The sequence below is a fragment of the Sulfitobacter sp. SK011 genome, assembly GCF_003352065.1.
In the GTDB taxonomy this organism is placed as follows: domain Bacteria; phylum Pseudomonadota; class Alphaproteobacteria; order Rhodobacterales; family Rhodobacteraceae; genus Sulfitobacter.
This window is the reverse complement of record NZ_CP025803.1, coordinates 3,553,190-3,570,640: the sequence shown is the minus strand read 5'-3', so window position 1 is coordinate 3,570,640 and position 17,451 is coordinate 3,553,190. Positions and strand designations below refer to the sequence as shown.

Annotated in this window: 15 protein-coding genes and 1 pseudogene; 9 read left to right on the top strand and 7 right to left on the bottom strand. The window is 55.1% G+C overall.

What is annotated here, in order from left to right:
* The first annotated feature begins 9 nt into the window (after window positions 1-9).
* From C1J02_RS17500 to C1J02_RS17485, 4 genes are all read left to right on the top strand, one after another.
* The gene (locus C1J02_RS17500; RefSeq protein ID WP_114879718.1) at window positions 10-195 is read left to right on the top strand and encodes a hypothetical protein; all 186 of its coding nucleotides are present in this window, start codon (window positions 10-12) and stop codon (window positions 193-195) included.
* A 13-nt stretch (window positions 196-208) separates the two neighbouring features.
* Complete coding sequence (locus tag C1J02_RS17495) at window positions 209-517, top strand: hypothetical protein (protein WP_114879717.1); 309 nt, start codon at window positions 209-211, stop codon at window positions 515-517.
* A 59-nt stretch (window positions 518-576) separates the two neighbouring features.
* Window positions 577-1,326 (top strand): heparan-alpha-glucosaminide N-acetyltransferase, encoded by a 750-nt coding sequence (locus C1J02_RS17490; RefSeq protein WP_254693147.1) that lies wholly within the window; start codon window positions 577-579, stop codon window positions 1,324-1,326.
* A 232-nt stretch (window positions 1,327-1,558) separates the two neighbouring features.
* On the top strand, window positions 1,559-2,395 hold the full coding sequence (locus tag C1J02_RS17485; protein ID WP_114879716.1) for a DUF3883 domain-containing protein: 837 nt from the start codon (window positions 1,559-1,561) through the stop codon (window positions 2,393-2,395).
* A 1,024-nt stretch (window positions 2,396-3,419) separates the two neighbouring features.
* On the opposite strand, the gene C1J02_RS17475 is transcribed toward C1J02_RS17485, so the two are convergent.
* The 3 genes and pseudogenes from C1J02_RS17475 to C1J02_RS17465 form a co-directional block, all read right to left on the bottom strand.
* A complete protein-coding gene (locus C1J02_RS17475; protein ID WP_114879714.1) occupies window positions 3,420-4,688 on the bottom strand; it encodes a tyrosine-type recombinase/integrase in 1,269 nt (422 codons plus the stop codon).
* A gap of 258 nt (window positions 4,689-4,946) precedes the next feature.
* A pseudogene (locus C1J02_RS17470) lies at window positions 4,947-5,623 on the bottom strand (IS5 family transposase); the annotation flags it as partial.
* Between the two features lie 1,785 nt (window positions 5,624-7,408).
* Entirely contained in the window at window positions 7,409-7,993 is a 585-nt protein-coding gene (locus C1J02_RS17465; RefSeq protein ID WP_162798369.1) for an HGGxSTG domain-containing protein, read from the bottom strand.
* Between the two features lie 532 nt (window positions 7,994-8,525).
* On the opposite strand from C1J02_RS17465, the gene C1J02_RS17460 reads away from it, so the two are divergent.
* Entirely contained in the window at window positions 8,526-8,942 is a 417-nt protein-coding gene (locus C1J02_RS17460; protein ID WP_162798368.1) for a hypothetical protein, read from the top strand.
* A gap of 179 nt (window positions 8,943-9,121) precedes the next feature.
* On the opposite strand, the gene C1J02_RS17455 is transcribed toward C1J02_RS17460, so the two are convergent.
* Window positions 9,122-10,473, bottom strand: a protein-coding gene (locus C1J02_RS17455; protein WP_114877554.1) for an IS3 family transposase whose coding sequence is annotated in 2 segments (ribosomal slippage) — window positions 9,122-10,137 and window positions 10,137-10,473 — 1,353 coding nt in all. Because the reading frame shifts where the segments join, the coding sequence is not laid out codon by codon here.
* Window positions 10,474-10,638: 165 nt separating this feature from the next.
* Between C1J02_RS17455 and C1J02_RS17450 the strand changes: the two genes are divergently transcribed.
* Genes C1J02_RS17450 through C1J02_RS17440 form a run of 3 tightly spaced genes read left to right on the top strand, consistent with a single transcriptional unit; the run spans window position 10,639 to window position 12,959 of the window.
* Window positions 10,639-11,874 carry an FAD-binding oxidoreductase gene (locus C1J02_RS17450; RefSeq protein WP_114880689.1) on the top strand — a complete coding sequence of 412 codons (1,236 nt, stop codon included), beginning with the start codon at window positions 10,639-10,641 and terminating at the stop codon, window positions 11,872-11,874.
* A 21-nt stretch (window positions 11,875-11,895) separates the two neighbouring features.
* Window positions 11,896-12,633 carry an aspartate/glutamate racemase family protein gene (locus tag C1J02_RS17445; protein WP_114879711.1) on the top strand — a complete coding sequence of 246 codons (738 nt, stop codon included), beginning with the start codon at window positions 11,896-11,898 and terminating at the stop codon, window positions 12,631-12,633.
* On the top strand, window positions 12,627-12,959 hold the full coding sequence (locus tag C1J02_RS17440; RefSeq protein ID WP_162798367.1) for a hypothetical protein: 333 nt from the start codon (window positions 12,627-12,629) through the stop codon (window positions 12,957-12,959). Before C1J02_RS17445 ends, C1J02_RS17440 begins: the two co-directional genes overlap by 7 nt.
* Here C1J02_RS17440 and C1J02_RS17435 read toward each other — a convergent pair.
* From C1J02_RS17435 to C1J02_RS20960, 3 genes are all read right to left on the bottom strand, one after another.
* Window positions 12,956-13,651 carry a deiodinase-like protein gene (locus C1J02_RS17435; RefSeq protein WP_302622764.1) on the bottom strand — a complete coding sequence of 232 codons (696 nt, stop codon included), beginning with the start codon at window positions 13,649-13,651 and terminating at the stop codon, window positions 12,956-12,958. The genes C1J02_RS17440 and C1J02_RS17435 overlap by 4 nt on opposite strands.
* A gap of 235 nt (window positions 13,652-13,886) precedes the next feature.
* On the bottom strand, window positions 13,887-14,579 hold the full coding sequence (locus C1J02_RS17430) for a substrate-binding domain-containing protein (protein ID WP_114878152.1): 693 nt from the start codon (window positions 14,577-14,579) through the stop codon (window positions 13,887-13,889).
* Window positions 14,580-14,827: 248 nt separating this feature from the next.
* The gene (locus C1J02_RS20960) at window positions 14,828-15,865 is read right to left on the bottom strand and encodes a GlxA family transcriptional regulator (RefSeq protein ID WP_162798366.1); all 1,038 of its coding nucleotides are present in this window, start codon (window positions 15,863-15,865) and stop codon (window positions 14,828-14,830) included.
* A gap of 145 nt (window positions 15,866-16,010) precedes the next feature.
* Between C1J02_RS20960 and C1J02_RS17415 the strand changes: the two genes are divergently transcribed.
* Entirely contained in the window at window positions 16,011-17,405 is a 1,395-nt protein-coding gene (locus tag C1J02_RS17415) for an FAD-binding oxidoreductase (RefSeq protein ID WP_114879709.1), read from the top strand.
* Window positions 17,406-17,451: the final 46 nt, after the last annotated feature.

Below are 17,451 nucleotides of genomic sequence, written 5' to 3'. Positions count from 1 at the left end.
GAAGAAGCCATGCAATTCGATATCCCACACATCATCGTGACGGCTATCATCCTTTATTCCGTAATTTGGGGCATGCAGCATATCGCGCCCTTTTCCGAGATGTCTAAAGGCAAACGGAACGGCATCCAGTTTATCATCCTGTTTGTGCTGCTTTTTATTCTCAACATCATCTGGCCATACGGCTCGGGTGCTTAAGTAAGTAAAAATAATGGGAAAGTTATTGATCGGCATTGGTGGCCTCGTCGTCGGAGCCATCGCCGGTGCCCTGATCGGCAGTGCGGTGATCGGTGGAACGGCCGCCGGTGTGGGCATCGCCACTGGCTTGTCAGCGGGCATCTGCTCAACAGTGACGGCCGCACAAGAGGAAGGTCTGTTGACGGCAGAGCAAGTCGACCAAGTGCTCAACCGCGCTGCGGCGGACGTCGCAGCTGCGGCGGGATCGGTTAGCCCCGAAGCTATGGTTGGAAGCGCTGACGAATGCGTCACGTTCATGGATAGTTTGGCGGCTGCGGAGTGATGGCGAAGTGGTAGCAAAGCGATTGATTTTGGCCCAGAAAGCTTAGGAGCGGTCTTTCTGTGACATGTCTTCCGGATCACAACACACATGTTTCGTCCGAGGGGGCCGACAGGTTGCTGTGGCTCGATGCCAGCCGCACAGTGGCCTTGTTGGCAATGGTCGTGTTCCATTTTGCCCGCGATCTCGAGATCTTTGGTATCTTGCCAAGTGGGTTCACAATGACAGGCGGGTGGGCTGTGTTTGCGCGCGTCATCGCCGGCTCTTTCCTGTTTTTGTCGGGCGTCAGTCTGATTGTCGCGCATGGGCCCGGCTTGCGGTTCCATGCGTGGGCCAAACGGCTGGGGATGCTTGTGCTCGCGGCACTTTTGGTCAGCATGGGAAGCTATATCGCCTTCCCAGAGAGCTACATCTATTTCGGCATTTTGCACGTCATTGCCGCCTGTAGCATAATTGGCGTCCTCGTGATCGCAGCGCCTGGATGGGCGTTGATCGGATCAACCTGTCTTGTCTTGGTCGCGGACGCGTATCTGGGCCGACAGGTCTTCGCGTCCCCTTGGCTGGCTTGGACAGGACTTGGCACCACAGTGCGCCCCTCTCTGGATTTCCTGCCTTTAGTGCCTTGGCTCGCGCCGTTTCTGATGGGAATGGCATTTGCCAAGCTAGTGCCGATGCGCGGCATCTTCGGGCACGTGCAGACCACGTGGCTCGCAAACGCGATGACCTGGCCGGGGCGGAACAGCTTGGCGGTTTACCTGTGTCACCAACCAGTTTTGCTTGCGACCATTTGGATCGGCACGAGGATTATTTAACTTTGGAAAGTAGTGTTGGCTAACAAAGGGAACACATCACAATGTCAAAACTGGTTTTGAGCCTCGCACTCACCCTCGCGCCCAAAGTTCGCAAACCATCAGAGAGCAGCCATTCGTATTAAGTTGGCAAACGGCCGTTTTGTCCGCGCAGCCGACCTTGGAGCCTACCGCAGTGAAAGTCTGCATCCTGTGTCTTCGTGACATCAGACATACCTTGCCCTAGCCTGGCGCAATGTCGAGCCAAGCGTGGACAGATGCAGAGAATGACCTGATCGTCGCGGACTATTTCGCGATGTTGGCTGACGATGTGACAGGCCGTCCCTACAACAAAGCGGAGCATCGGCGGCAGCTTCTGCCGCTCCTCAACAACCGTTCGGAAGGGTCGGTTGAGTTCAAACATCAGAACATCAGCGCTGTGCTCAAGGGGCTCGGTGAAGTATGGATCACCGGGTACAAACCGGCGTTCAACTTCCAGGGCAGTTTGATCGACGCCGTCGCACGCTGGTTGGCGATGAACCCAGACTGGGCGCATCGTTCCCTTTCTTCCCGGCCGATGGAAGGCTTGGCCGAGGCGGCGCAACTCTGGGTCGGGCCTGCACCGACCTTGACCAACCAACCGCCGCCGGACGAGCTTGAGCAGATGCTCCACATCGCCCGAAAGTTCGACGTGGCCGCGCGGGATGAACGCAACCGCGCCCTTGGCAAGGCCGGGGAAGAGCGCGTCTTGAAGTACGAGCGTGACGCTCTGACGGCAGTGGGGCGAGAGGATCTTGCGCAGCAAATCCGCTGGGTTTCGGAAGAAGACGGGGATGGCGCAGGCTACGATATTGCCAGTTTCGATGCAGACGGGCGGCAGCGCCTGATCGAGGTCAAAACCACAAATGGGTGGGAACGCACGCCGTTCCATATCTCGCGCAATGAGCTTGCAGTGGCAGATGAACGGCGCGAGGAATGGTGCCTGTTTCGCCTCTGGAACTTCGCACGAACGCCCAAGGCCTTCGAGTTGCGCCCGCCGCTTGATGCGCATGTATCGCTCACGGCGACCAGCTTTCAAGCAAGCTTTCACTGAATTGTGTCGACAAGACCCGGCCACGGAGACAGCGCATCAATGGAGCGCGAGATAAAAGGGTTGCTGCATTTGGCAGGCAACTGGTTGTTGTGACTGGCTTTATTCAGCCGCACCCCGTTACGTAATGCGGCAACAATACGGTTAACACCCTGACTTCGAGGGAATAATTCAGCGGCACATTCCCAATGGGTGTTTTTTGGCGGCGTCAAATTCAACGCCAAATCAGATATTTAGGTGCCTTTGAGCGGCAAGGGTTGGAGGGTTGCCATGCAATTTCTTCATCAACATCAGACACCTAGGCACGTGTTGCCGCACCTCTTTTATCTTGCGCTCCCATTGTTGGGCGTAAGATACCAACTCTCGATGCTCGGACTTGTCGCCTCGTCTAAGGAGTAGCTGCCAAGAGTGGGTTTCCGCAGTGTGCATACCAGAGGTCTGAAAACACTGCGCAATTGCAGGAAACCTGCACACGACCGATTTGCATGCACGCGAAAACGCTTGTCATGTCAGTGACTTGCGGCATTCGTGGCAGGCGCTTTTATCTTGCCCTTCTTCCTGTTGTCTTCCGCAGCCCTCCGAAACCAGCTCATGGCGCGCGTTCAAGGTCCCAAACACGCAGTCTCAGGCAACGCTCCCAGACGCATGAGTCGGGGGCCGGGCGCGACCGCCAAGATGCCCACTTCGGTGCTTCGATTTGAGCCACGCGTTCGGGAGGCTCCCCATCCGATTTGCACGCTGTGACAGGCCGCTTTGCGCAGCGCGTTTGCTTGCCCTGCACAAGACGCACGCGCCGCCTCATGCTGCTCGACATGGCACCGTCACGCCCATCAGCAACTCGCACCGAACCGGCCCAGCCGGTCGATGCCGCGCGGATTGAAGCGGCCCTGATGAAGGTCGCGTTGCTGGTCGCGGAAGACCCAGCCTTCGCGCCGGTCTTCGAGCGGTTGGAGGCAGAGCTGTCCGCGGCCGTGAAGAAAGAGAAGCGGCTATCGGAGGCGCAACGCCGGGCGCGGGCGCTGCTGGCTCAGAAGGCGATGCGCTTGACGAGTTCGGCGACGTGTTCCAGCGACGCGCCCTTGCCATACCGTTCCCGGTCGAGCCGATGACCGAAGAGGTCACGCCTGATCCGGTCGTCGATCCCGGCGGCAAGCATGCGGTCTTCGAAGGAATGGCGCAGCGAGTAGAACGAGTGGTGCGGGGTCTCGAGCAGCCCGTTGGCGCGGAGGAACTTGTTCACGACCGCGCTGAGAGTCGCCCGATTGCGGTAGCGGGGGAAGCCTTCGGGGTACTGCTTGAAGGCTTCCAGAGAGACACCGGTCAGCGGGATCACGCGGCGCGCGTAGTGCGACTTGAGCTGCCGCCCCTCGGGCTCGATGGAAATATGCGGCACGTCGCAATCGAGCCGGATCGTGTCCGCCGTCAGCGCCGCACCCTCGGACAGCCGGTAGCCCGTGTTGATCATCCCGAGCAGCAGCGCGCGGGCCTGGCCGTTCAATCCGTCCAGCGCTCCCGTCGCGAGGAGCCGTGTCCTGATCCAATCATCGCTGAATGGCGGGCGCGTCTGCTTCTCGCCCTCCTTGAAGGACAACTCGCCCAGCGGCAGCGAAAGGCCAAGGCGCTTCATTGTGTTCACAGTCTTCAACACGTCGCCAAGGTGGATCAGATCCTTGTTGGCCGAGTTCGCCGTGACCTCTCCCGCCTCGATCCGGTCGAGCCAGTGCTGGCGGAAGTCCAGCATGTCGTCGCGGGTGATGTTGGCGATCTCCTTGTCGCCAACCACCGCGACGAAGTTCTTCACCGCCTTCTTGCGTGGTGCTTCCCAGCGGCGAAGTTGGTCCTCGCTCTTGCCAAGGGTCTTCTCCTTGGCAAGCGTCCAATAAAGCTCCAGCGCCTTGGTAGCCGTGATCCGGGGTTCGGAGACGGTGCCGAGAAGGGCGGCGGCCTCGATGGCATCGGGCTGGTTCGCCGGGGCCGGGATGGCCTCGACGCGTGCGACAACGTCCTCGACCGGCAGCTTGACCACGGCCCCCGCATCCAGATACCGAAAGCCCCGCGCCCGGGCCAGGTCGCGGGCGGCCTCGTAGCGCGCTTCCGCGTCCGCGCTGTTCCCGGCCAGCCGTGCCTCCCAGGCTTCGATCATCTGGGACCACGCGCGATCCGCCTTGCTCTGCGCGATGGTCTCCGAGTCGGTATGCAGGCTGATCCAGACGGTTTCACGCGGCTCGATGCCCCGATACCGGCGCGGGACGCGGCGGCGGAGGTGGTAGAGACGGCCTCGTTTCGCGATGCTCATGGCGGAAATCCTCCGCGTTTGTGCAGCAAATTGTGTAGCAAAATGTGCAGCAAATCAAGCGGACCGAGAACCGCCATCAGCGCGAAAACGCCGAATTCCACCCTACTATCATGAGGTTATGAGATAGTGATCTTGAAGAAAATGGCGGATACGAAGTCCGCCATGTTAATTGGATAGACAATTGAATATGATCAATTAAAATATCGATGGAATTTTTTGTACCACATAAAATACCTCACTGCACCCTAGGCTCTGGACTCATAACCAAAACAATACCGTTGCCGCGAGGGCGATGGCAGACATGAAGATTACAGGGCATCTGTCGTAACGGGTCGCGACCCTGCGCCAGTCTTTCAACCGTCCAAACATGTTCTCAATCTTGTGACGGCTTCGATAAATCCTGGTGTCGTGTGGGATGATGTCTTTGCGGTTCCGGCGCGATGGAATGCAGGGTTCGATGCTTCTTTCTTTCAAGCCTTCACGGAACCAATCGGCGTCATAGCCGCGATCCGCCAGCATCCAATCCGCAGCAGGTAGTGAGGGTAAAAGTGCTCGTGCGCCGATGTAGTCGCTGACGTTCCCCGCTGTCAGGAATAATTGGATTGGTCGCCCCACCGCATCGATTACGGCATGGAGTTTCGAGTTCAGGCCACCCTTGGTGCGGCCAATCAGGCGGCCACGCCCCTTTTTTTGAGCCCCATGCTGGAGGCTGTTCGATGGGCCTTCAGATGAGTCGCATCAATCATCAGTGTGTCTGTTGCATCGCCTTGAGCGGCCAGTTCGGTCAGGATGCGTGCAAAGACGCCCATGTGAGACCAACGGGCCCACCGGTTGTATAGCGTCTTATGCGGCCCATAATCGGACGGAGCGTCTCGCCAGCGCAAGCCATTACGAATGACATGGATGATGCCGCTGAGAACGCGGCGGTCACCAACGACCGCTCCAAGAGATGCAGCCCTCATGCTACACAAATCCCCAGCTTACTTCTAGCAGCCCGTATGGGCGAATTCCAAGATCAGATCCGCCGAAATAACCACAGAAAATAGCAACGCTTGGCACCAAAGAAGCGTGGTCACCGTGCTGCTGTATCAACCCAACTGACGCAAGGCTCATTGGATACACCTATGATCCGGTCCCAATAAGGGTCGCTCCCTTCTTCACAGCCAATTACACTAAATAAAGGCTACCATGAGGACCGGTAAACCCAGCATTCCAATACAGATAATAGCAATTGAAATTCCTAATCCTTTGAACATCTTACTTCCCCGGCTCTAAACATTAACATTAAGGAGCATTTGGGAGCGGCGTGCCTGTTATCAATGCGGCGTCCTGCCGCACTCTCCTGAGCGCAGAACAGCTCTCGGACATCGATATGACCAACGCTGATCTCATCGCGTCGCATGGGCATCCAACCAAACTAAGGATTTCTCACGTGCGTCGTCAGGTAGGCGGCTTTTCGTCCGTCACCCAAGGATTGAAAACGGCCACGCATCGGGACTAATCCATTACCCGCAACGCCCCATTTAGTCTCTGTCACTTTGAATTCAAATAATGCAGGCCAATATGGCGGGCACATCATCTGAGTCTAATTCTCAACAGCCAGTTTGCCAGCCTATTCCATACAGAGTTCGAGGTGAATGGTGCTGGCGAGAAATACGGTCTGCCGCCTGCTGTGACGTCGTGTTTTAGGAACGGAGCACTGTTCTGAATATCAGACCCGTTTTGCCAATGACGGCGTAAGGAGACAGTGATTGAACGTTTTTGGCTTCGAAATCGCATAGAAAGCTGCTTTCACTCGTAACATTATATCTGCAAGCGAATATGCCAAACGAATATGGCGCGAGTTTGACTCCGTTCAGCGGTTGATGGGTTGGACCGTTTTTCTGCTCACCGACTGAAATTCGGCTAGACCTAGCAGAATGTCGCCTTTTGGCCATCTACACAAATTCGTAAGTCGAAATGCGCCTCAGAAGGCAAGCCAGTATATCGCAATTGACCCCATAATGACCAACGACCAGAGCAAACGAAAAAAGCCCCGCTTTGCGTTCATTTGCGCCATATGATGAGGATCAAGTTCTGTGCCATCCAAAAGGTCGTTTTTGTTAATATTAGTATACACTTAAGATATCCACTTGTGCTGCCCAGCGACTGTATAATTAGCGATCTGATAGGGCAGTAACTTGCGTTAAGTCTGGCGAAAATATGACTCGAGAAAAACAGACTGTTTCCGCCAGCGCCGCCGGGCTCCTGGGATGGTCGACTTAGGTCCCTTAGCGGACCTAGGCGTAGTTGCAGCGAAATGGCGCTTTGTCCGCATTGCAGACCCTGAAACCTACCCTAGCCAATGGCTGCTTTAAATCCGTTTATAGGTTCAGACCCTAAAAGATACTACGATTGCGCCGATCCCGTGCCGACCTTTTGCGACAACCCTCGCTGCAAAACCGTGTATCAGCACGCTTGTCCAGAGACAGATCATCACCGCAACGAATGCAGGACCACGTGCCCTGCATCATACGGCCGCCAATAGCTTTCACGCGGGCTAGGCGGTTAGCCGTGTTGCCCGTCCATAAGTACGCCTCAAACTGCGCGAAATAACCGCCTGTTTCGTTCGGTTCTATCCAAATTGTGCCTGAGTCTGGTCCCGGCATATCCTGCCCTTTCTTGATCTAAATCGCCACCCATAGGCGGGTTATATATTTGATATGGTTGGCGATAAGCATTTAACTCCCCTGAGCGGCTCTGTAAGCCGCCCAGCGCGCCTTTTGGGCATCTGCAATACGTGCCTTGCCCTCTGGCGTCTTTGGCCCCGTAGAGCGGCCCCCGTGAAATTTGCACCGCCTGCGTCCCGGCTCTGACATATTGCGGCACGGGTTACCCTTGCGAGTATTTGAACCGCAAAGCTGTCGATATCGGGCTGCGGCAATGGCTGCCTTTTCATTTAATCGGGCCACTTCCCGATCAAGCGCGGACTGCTCTGCGTCCGTCCATTCTAATACCCCATCCCCCCGCGTGCGCGTACTGGTCAACCTGTTCGGCAATAATACCCCATCCCCCCGCGCGTGTGGTGCGTGGAAATACGGCAAAACCGTAAACCCAAGCACTTCGCCCATGCGCTTAGGCACCCCATAGCGTAGGCGGCGGGTGCTGATTGTTCCCTGGCATTCCCAATAGGACACGGCATGGCGGCTGCACTCGATCATCTGGCCCATTTGGGTCTGACTGTATCCCGACTTGCGCCGTATGGCCTTCAATTCGGCCCCGGCCATGCTCTGCACGATGACAGGTTTAGACAGGTCTTCTAGCATGCTATTTGCACCTCTACCTTATTAGCACCGTATTTACGGATGGTGTCTGCTTCAGAAGTCATCGGTTCTTGCTCCGTCGGGGCGCGCTGTTTTTTCTGATATTATGGTATCATAATACCCCATAAACGGCAAATAAGTTTGGGGTGAGAGAAGGCCGCTTTCCTCCACGCTGTGACCATTGATCGAAGGCGCTCGCCCACACCGCCGTTAGTGACCAATGCTGCAACAAGCACATTTCGGCATGAAGGGCGGAAACCGGACTTTCGCTACAAACGCGACTAACTTCCGCTAAGCGGGACGAAGCAGACTTTGACCTCCAAATGTAGTATAGCTTAAATCAAACATGCTACGACGGCCTTGTATTTTGCGATCTGTCGCCGCCTACACAAAGGTCTGCCCGAAGTCATTATCTGTAGAAACTGGTGATACGAGTAGCGCGATGTCCAGGCACAAGAATACTTGTAGGGTATTTGTGTCAAAGCTAGTGGGCGCGAAGGTTCCGAAATGCCCAACGAATAGAAAGGATATAAAGATGGGATTTTTAGCGGTTGGTAAGATTTCTTTATCTTTAATTCTTGTCCTGTTCCTAACGGTTGCATCGGGGGTCATGCGACCTGCATTAGCGCAGGACCTCAACGGTGAAGCGCTCAAGAAACTGGCGCTCGCAGGGACATGGCAGGCTGAACACGCTGAATATGGCTTCTGGAATTGGGACAACAGCGGATCAGTTTGCTTGAGATTGGGCAGCGCAGAGGGCGATTGCTTTGATAGAGGGACCTGGGAAATTACCCAAAACGTGCTTTGCTATGAAATGACTACATGGGGCGAATCGGTGGGAGAACGCGTCAATTGTTTCACGGTGAGCGCTCTGGACGGCAATCGCTACGAGACACTTTTCCATGGCGGCGCGATGGTCTCAAGGATGTTTGCTTTCAGTGTGTTAGAGTAACTGACCCCAAGAACTGCCGGGTTACGCCCAGCTATCAGACCTGCATCAACCAACGGGACAAGTCTCTGCGCAGAACAAGAACCTAACCCTGCATAGCAACATGAATTGTCCGTCTTCATATAAAATGGAACATCAGAGCGGCTTGAGCATTGGAGGCTCTGGCTCGTTTGTGTGATTGATTATGCTGCTTGTTTTTGATGTTGCAAGCGACGTTGTTGGATTGTCTGTTTCTTGATCTTCTTCCTTTCCCTGAGAATGGCTTTGTCGCGACCGAAGTAGACGTCTGCGGGTGTGACGTTGTTCAGGCTCTCGTGGTAACGCTGGTTGTTGTAGTATTCGACGAAGGCCCCGATTTGGCGTTCGAGATCACCGGGTAGGTAGTAGTTCTCCAGCAGAACCCTGTTCTTCATGGTCTGGTGCCAGCGTTCGATCTTGCCTTGGGTCTGCGGGTGGAATGGCGCGCCGCGGACATGCGTCATTTTTTGATCCTCCAACCACTTGGTCAGATCGCCTGAGATGTAGCATGAGCCGTTGTCGCTAAGCAGACGTGGCTTGTGCCGCACAACAGCCTGGTCGCAGCCTGATGCTGTCAGAGCCAGTTCAATCGTGTCTGTCACATCTTCGGCCCGCATATTTGTGCAGAGCTTCCAGGCGATGATGTAGCGGCTGTAATCGTCCAGGATCGTGCTGAGATAATACCAACCCCAGCCAATGATCTTGAAGTAGGTGAAGTCGGTCTGCCACATCTCGTTGATGGCCGTTGTCTTATCTTTGAACTCATCGGCCGCTTTGATCACCACGTAATCCGGTGCGGTGATGAGATCAGCAGCTTTGAGAATGCGATAAGCTGACGATTCAGATATAAAATACCGCTTCTCATCCGTGTATTTGACGGCCAGTTCCCGGGTGGTCAGCTCTTCATGTTCCAGCGCAAACTCAATCAGGTCGCCACGGCGGGCATCCGGGATGCGGTTCCAGACCGATCTTGGGCGTGGAGATCTGTCAGCCAGTCCATCCAGGCCGCCGTCGACATAGAGATCGTACCATCGATAGAATGTCGTGCGTGGGATGCCCAGCATGTCGAGGGTCTGCTTGACTGGCAGATGCGATCCCTCAACGGTGCGGATGATCTCCAGTTTCTCAGACGCAGGGTATCTCATTCCTCGAACTCCCCAGCCCCTGTCATGCTTTTTTTGAGCAGACGGTTCTCAAGGGTCAGATCGGCAACGCATTCTTTCAGGGCCAAGGACTCAGAACGCAAATCCTTTACCTCAGGCGATGTGGCCTGCCGTGCCGTGTCGCCAGATAACCGGCGCTTGCCAGCTTCGAGAAATTCCTTCGACCAGCTGTAATAAAGGCTCTCAGCGATACCTTCGCGGCGACACAGCACCGAGATGCTTTCCTCGCCGCGCAAGCCTGCCAATACAATGCGGATCTTCTCTTCAGCTGAATATGTCTGCCGGGTCTTACGGCGGATGTTCTTAACTACCTTGTCGGCAGCGTCTTTGGACGTCTGGGCTTTCTTCGTCATCTCGATCTCCTAATCGATAAGATGAACCAGAAATCCTCCCTTATTCAAACCCTCAAATCTGTCCCGCGGGTGCTGACGTCAGACAGTCGCGCTACTCATTGCATCGCCCGTTATCGTGACGCAAATGATGGCCCGCCGTTCCAAGCTGAAACCCGCGTAAAACGGATGAAAGAAACTGTCACCATTCTGGGCGCGGGCATTGTTGGCATCTGCTGCGCACTATCGTTGCAAGAACGCGGCGTAAACGTTCGCTTGATTGACCGTGGAGAGCCGGGGCAAGAGACATCCTTTGGCAACGCGGGTATTATTTCGCCCTGGTCCGTTGTGCCGCAGGCCTTACCGGGCATTTGGAAGTCCATTCCCGGCATGTTGCTAAACGCAGCCGGTCCCTTGACGATCCGTCCGTCATTTTGGCCAAAAATGATTCCATGGGGTTTGAGGTTTCTCTCCAACTCAAACGAAGCAACAGTTCACGATATATCCGACGCAATGGAAGTATTGTGTCAGCCCTCTGTCACGTTGTTTCGCCGCCACCTCGAAGGCACCGGTCACGAAAACCTTGTCGTTGACAGCTGGTATGTTCACGCCTTTCGCAATGCGCGGCGGGCCAGCTTGGGAGATCTTGGGAATACCATTCGCAAGGAAAAGGGTGCGGAACTGGAGCTCATTGGTCAACAAGAACTGCAACGGCTGGAACCGGCTCTCTCTCGGAATTTCAAAGCGGCTGTGTTGATCAAAGGCCAAGCACGTGCAAGTGCGCCGGGACGCTTAGGTCAGGTTTTGGCCGAAAAAGCGGCGGCACAGGGCGCGGAAATCATTCGAGCCGAGGTCACCAGTTTGACCAAAGATGCGGACGGCTGGACGCTTGCGACGCACGGTAGCACACTTAAGGCGCAAAAGATCATTCTCGCGGCAGGAGTTTGGAGTGCCGCGATCTTAAAGCCTTTGGGACTTAATATCCCGTTGGTCGCGGAACGTGGTTACCATGTGGAATTCCCGAATTCCCAGTTACAACTGAACAACTCCATTATGGATGTGGACGCTAAAATCGTTGCAAGTTCAATGGAAATTGGTCTGCGGGTTGCCGGTAGTTCGGAGTTTGCAGCCATCGACGACGCTGCGGATCCGCGTAAGAAAACCCTGCTTGCCAAACAAGCGCTCGCCATGTTTCCGGATTTGAATGACAGTGACATGAAATTCTGGCTGGGCCGACGTCCTTCATTTCCCGACAGCCTGCCGGCGCTTGGCCCTATCGCAGGGCAACCGGGGCTTTTTGCTGCGTTCGGTCATTCTCATTATGGGTTAATGATGGCACCCAAGACCGGTGAGCTGTTGGCCGATCTTGTTGCAGGTGTGCCGCCAAATATTGATCTTGCGCCATATAGTATTCAGCGTTTTTAAACATTAGTGGAGAGTTTCAAAATGGTAACCCATGCGGGCGGTCAGAATATATGTGGTGCCTCCATAGGCGTACTTTGCCTTGAAAGTTATTTTCCAAAGCCACCCGGCCATATCAAAAACCCCTCAAGCCTTTCGTTTCCCGTCCTCTATGAGATGATCGAGGGTGTCACTGTTCCTGACTTACTGAACAACCCTTCGCGAGAGCTGTTGGAGCCCTTCTTGGTCGGTGCCAGAAAGCTCGAACGTGAAGGCGTGCGCGCCATTACCGGAAGCTGTGGATTCCTTGCGCTGTTTCAACGCGAGTTGGCCGCTGCCGTAAATATTCCTGTTTTTTCCTCTAGCCTCATTCAGGTGCCACTGGCATTTCACATGACTGGTGGTAGCGCACCAGTTGGAATCCTGACCGCAGATAAAGCAGCATTGAGCAATGCTCATCTCAAAGCGGTCGGTGCTGGGGATGTTCCGGTTGTCATTCAAGGCTTGGAGAACACCTCAGAATTTGCACAGGTAATTCTGAGAAACGAACGAACGTCTATGGACTTGGATTTGATAGAATCCGAAGTATTTGACGCAGCACTGACGCTAAAACGGAACTCTCCTGAAATCCGGTCAATGGTACTGGAATGCACCGATCTCCCGCCCTATGCGGCGCGGCTGCAAAGGGAACTACGGCTCCCGATATTCGATCTCACAACCTTAGCAACCATGGCGCACGATGTTGTCGCACGAAAAGAGTTTCATGGGATTATGCCTTGGTAGGATTGCTGGCTCTTGGCCAAGAGTGGCTATCGCTGAAATTGAGCCCCAAGTTAAGTGCCGATGCGGGCAGTATATCGGTTTCGCGAAACGCACCAACGTCGGTTTTCCGTGGTGTGCTGCCGTTTGTTTATTCCGCAGCACTGGTCACTCTGGGCTCAAACCAGACCTGCGGCGGTGCGTCACGCCGGTTTGCATCGAGCGGCGGGTGTGCGGACGAAACGGCCATGCGACTTGGTCATACCAATGGCTGGTTCCGGGTTGGTGAGGCAAATTGGCCGTCTGTGAATATTGAGACCCAGGGACTTCGCGGATGCAAGTTTGCCTAATTTGAGCGGACGACATTTTCTAGGGCGGCGGCCCAGTCCTCGAGATGGCTATCGTAGTATGGCCCCTGTTCCGATTTGAACGTCACGATGCCGTCACCGTCCAGCACATAAAGCCGTTCTGGTTCTCCAGCATAATCCGCGTTTATTCGATTGTCTGGCCAATCAAGCACAACCGGATTCTCGAATTCGTATGCGCTTCGCCAGTCATTGGCTACTTTGGCACGGTCCTCCAAATTGATGGTCTGGGCATACATTACTCCGGTCGCTCTGTTTGAATCAGTGTTCCATCCATCTGTTGGATGCGCCTCCAACACATAGACAAAAACGAACTGAACCCGTCCACCGTAGTGCTCAATCAGTTGCTTCATCCTATCTGATTGGCGACGGAAAACCGGGCATGTGTAGCACCCAAATATCAGCGAGACAGGAGCGCCACGAAGATCGGAAAGGTCCAGAAGTCCGGAAGAGATACTTCCTTCGGCGTTCAGAGTGTGAGCGGCAAAATTGGGTGCAGGTTCGCCCTCTTGCGCAAGGCACTTATCCTCTTGGTCTGCAGCCGATCTTAGGTAGTCGCGGAATTCAGATTTACTCAAGCCCATGGTGTCTTCGAAATCGGCTTCCGACATGTCATCCATCTGGTCCCGCATTTCGAATGCAATTCTACTCATAGAAACATCCCTCCTGACCCACACAATAGCAGGAACAGACGCATACCTGAAAGGTATGTCACCAAAGGCGACATCTGAGTATGACGCAGCATTCAGTAGGTTGGGCTCTTCGATAACATTCGCTGCGTGTTTCACGAGTGACGGGTTCCAGGGTTTGCCGGCTTTCGCTACAATCCGCCTGAACTGGTCAGATGCGGACGATGCGGACTTACAGGCCTCTCCTATCAGTGCGCAATTTTGCCGGAAGCCCAAAACGCAATCAGATCAGTTGAAAACGCGCAATTCCCGCCGCAGCGAGTTCATCGTCGAGATCGTGATCGGTTAGGATGTCAATCACTGTTGCCGCGGCTGTTGGTGATGCGGCGGTCCGAAATACCGACATGTCTATATGTGTCCCAAGGTGTTCCGGGAACACGGCTGCGGGAACGACTCCGGGCGTGGCAATCACTGTTGTGAGAGGGGCAATTGCAAGCTCGTATTCGCCAGTCGCGACCGTCACCGCGGGCACGCCCCCAGCCACCGCATAACTTTGCGGCAAGACGGAGTCAGTCAGTCCCATGCGCTCCATCACATCCAGATAGGTGCGTCCGCTCGTCCCAGCGCCTGTATAGGCTATGCTTTTTGCGCTGCGGAGAAGCGCTTCGATACCATGTGAGTCCGCTATTATTTGGCCATTCGCCACGCCCTTGCGCGCAACCGCAAGTGAGACACGCCCGAATGCACGGTGGCTGTCGCCGTCTGCAAATCCGTCAACGATCAAGGCCTTCGCATAAGGTGGATTGGTCAGGCCAATGTCATAAGGCTCACCAGCTCTGATCCGTTTCGGTATCAGTGGGTTAAGCTCAACCTCTTGTATGAGCCGCACGCCTGTCTCGGCTTCTAAGCGCGGCGTGAGGCGGTCCATGACAGCCCGGATCGCCGCAGGAACGAACATGCGCAATGTAGTCGGCATAATGAAGATCTCCCTTGGACCCCGCCCGCGCTGTGGCCCCACTATTAAACGTAATCGTTTAATGCCCGGCAAGCCCGTTTGCTGTGATGTCTATTTGGGCTCTGCGGGAACCTTCGCTTCGTTTAGCACGATTAACTGGTTCCGGGGGTTTGCCGACTTCCGCTGCCCGGCACATGAACTCGTCAGATGCGGACTCTAGAGACATTCGCTGCAACTGCGCCAACGTCCGCTTCGCGAAGACCTCAACGTTATCCCACGGCAATTGGCTTGGCGATCTGCGAAATGCGTTGAAACTTCTTTCGGTAGGCTGCCGGTGACAGACCGACGCTTCGTTTGAAGGTCCGACGAAACGAGGCAGGGTCTACGTAACCAACTGAACCGCCAACTTCATCCACAGAATGCACATCAGTTTCAAGCATCTGCTTGGCTTCTTCTATTCTAAGTGCCTGCACGTATTCGATGGGCGCAAAGCCAGTTGCAGAGCGAAACCGGCGTGAAAAGGTACGAGGGTTCAGGCCGGATCGCGCGACCATTTGTTTGACCGGCTTAGTGAGGGCGTAGTTGTCGGCAATCCAGACTTGGCAGTCAGAGATTTGCGCATCCGAGGTTTCCATTGGGCGGGTCATGACGGAGTATGGTGACTGGCCTTCAGAGTGGCCGCTGATAAGAAAAACTTTCGCGGTTTCAATCGCATGTTTGTATCCGCAGAACCTGGCGATCAGGTAGACAGCCAAATCATGCCACGCGCTGACCCCGCCTGCCGTAACAATGCGATCTGCTTGGGCTGCCAAACACAAGATCGATTCATTGCGAAAGGCGACTTTTGGATAATGACGTTGAAACATATCTCGGTACGCCCAATGCGCTGTCGCCTCTTGCCCGTCCAGAAACCCGGCTTCTGCAAGAAGGAGCGATCCTGAACAGACCGACGTAAGCATAGCCCCATCCGTGTGCATCTTTCGCAACCAGGAAATTTCCCGCGGGTATCGGCCTTTCGGGACATCGTAGATCGACGTGTACATGTCGCAAATGACAACGGCATCAGGCGTCGCTTGATTGTCAGCCGACATGTGCGGTTCAACCGGAATATTGCCAATACAATGAAACGGTTTTCCGTCGGCCGACGCAATCTTGATGTCCAACAGTTCGTCACCTGGCGATCCTGAGACCATGTCAGAATAGACAGCGCCCACGGAGAGCAAGACATCGTATAATCCATAGAGAACGGATGCCGATGTTTCTGGTGCGGCGAGTAACACGATCAGGGGCTTTTTGGTTTCGGTCATGATTGATCCTTGTCCAATTAGGCACGATCCTGGCGGATTTGCCATGCTCACATGTCCAGTATGCCTTGTGCTTGGCCATAATGCCACTCTGCCAAGCCGATGTGTTCGCATAGCATGAGAGCAAGTTTTGAAAGGGAAGCACAGGATGGATGACTTTAGAAACACTTTAGAAACGCTGTCACTCGATTTTGGTGGCGAGATGATTGACCCCGAAGACCCGCGATTTGATGGTACGCGGGGTGTTTGGAACGCCATGATAGATCGCCGCCCGGCGCTGATCGCTCAATGCATGTCTGCTGGCGACGTGCAGACCGCCGTCAAGCTCGCGGTTGCCCGTGACCTGCCCATTGCTATTCGTGGCGGCGGACACAATGTTGCGGGGCATGCGGTCTGTGACGGCGGCGTGATGATCGACCTGTCGCTTATGCGCGGAGTGACGGTCGATGTCTCTGCGCGGGCTGCAAAGGTGGAAGGCGGCGCGTTGTGGCGTGATGTCGATGCCGCGACGCAGGCTCATGGTCTGGCCACGCCCGGTGGTCTGATTTCCGACACTGGCGTCGCGGGCCTGACGCTTTCGGGTGGCATTGGTTGGTTGCGCGCGCTGCATGGATTGTCGATCGACAATCTGGTTGCCGCGGACGTGGTCACCGCCGACGGTTCGTTGATCCACACAAGTGCTGACGAAAACCCCGAATTGCTTTGGGCCTTGCAAGGTGGGGGCGGCAACTTCGGTGTCGTGGTCCAGTTCGAATTCGCGCTGCATCCCATTGGTCCGGAAGTTATGTTCGCAGCCCCAATCTACCTCGTCGAAGACGGCCCCGAACCCATTCGCGCATGGCGCGACTTTCTCGCCAAACATGGCGATAGAGTTGGATCGCTTTGCGAATTTTCCACTGCAGGGGGCGAGGATTTCCCCGAGGAACATTGGGGCAAGCGGGTCTTTACGCTGGCTTGCGTGTACAACGGTGACGCCGCGATAGGTGAAACGCTTCTTCAGCCCCTTCGCGAGCTTGGCGACATGTCGACCGATTTTTCCGGGCGATTGAATTATTGCGATGTGCAACAACTCTTCGACACTCTCATGCCTGCCGGAGATTTTCGCTGCTACTGGAAAGCGCGCTATCTGACAGAACTGACAGATGAGATGATTGACATTGCCATGGCCAACGCAATGGCCGCGCCTTCGGACAACTCACTCTCATCGCTTTGGAACTTTGGTGGAGCGACTGCGAAAGTAGCAGCAGACGCCACCGCGTTTGGCGACCGATCGATGGGATGGATGTATTCACTGGATGGCGTCTGGGCCGACCCCAACGACGACGAGGCAAACATTGCCTGGTCTCGCGAAGGCTGGTCCAATTCCGAACGCTTCGGTCATCATGGGCGCGCTTATCTTAATTTCACGGGACATGGTGAGGATAACGCGGCCCTGACACGGACAAGCTTTGGCCCCAATTATGATCGGCTTGTTGAAGTGAAGACCAAATACGATCCGCAAAACCGGTTTTGCTTCAATCAGAATATCGCCCCGGCGACATAGGACCGGCGCATCACTTCCTAGAGACCCACGCAAATAATCCGACAGG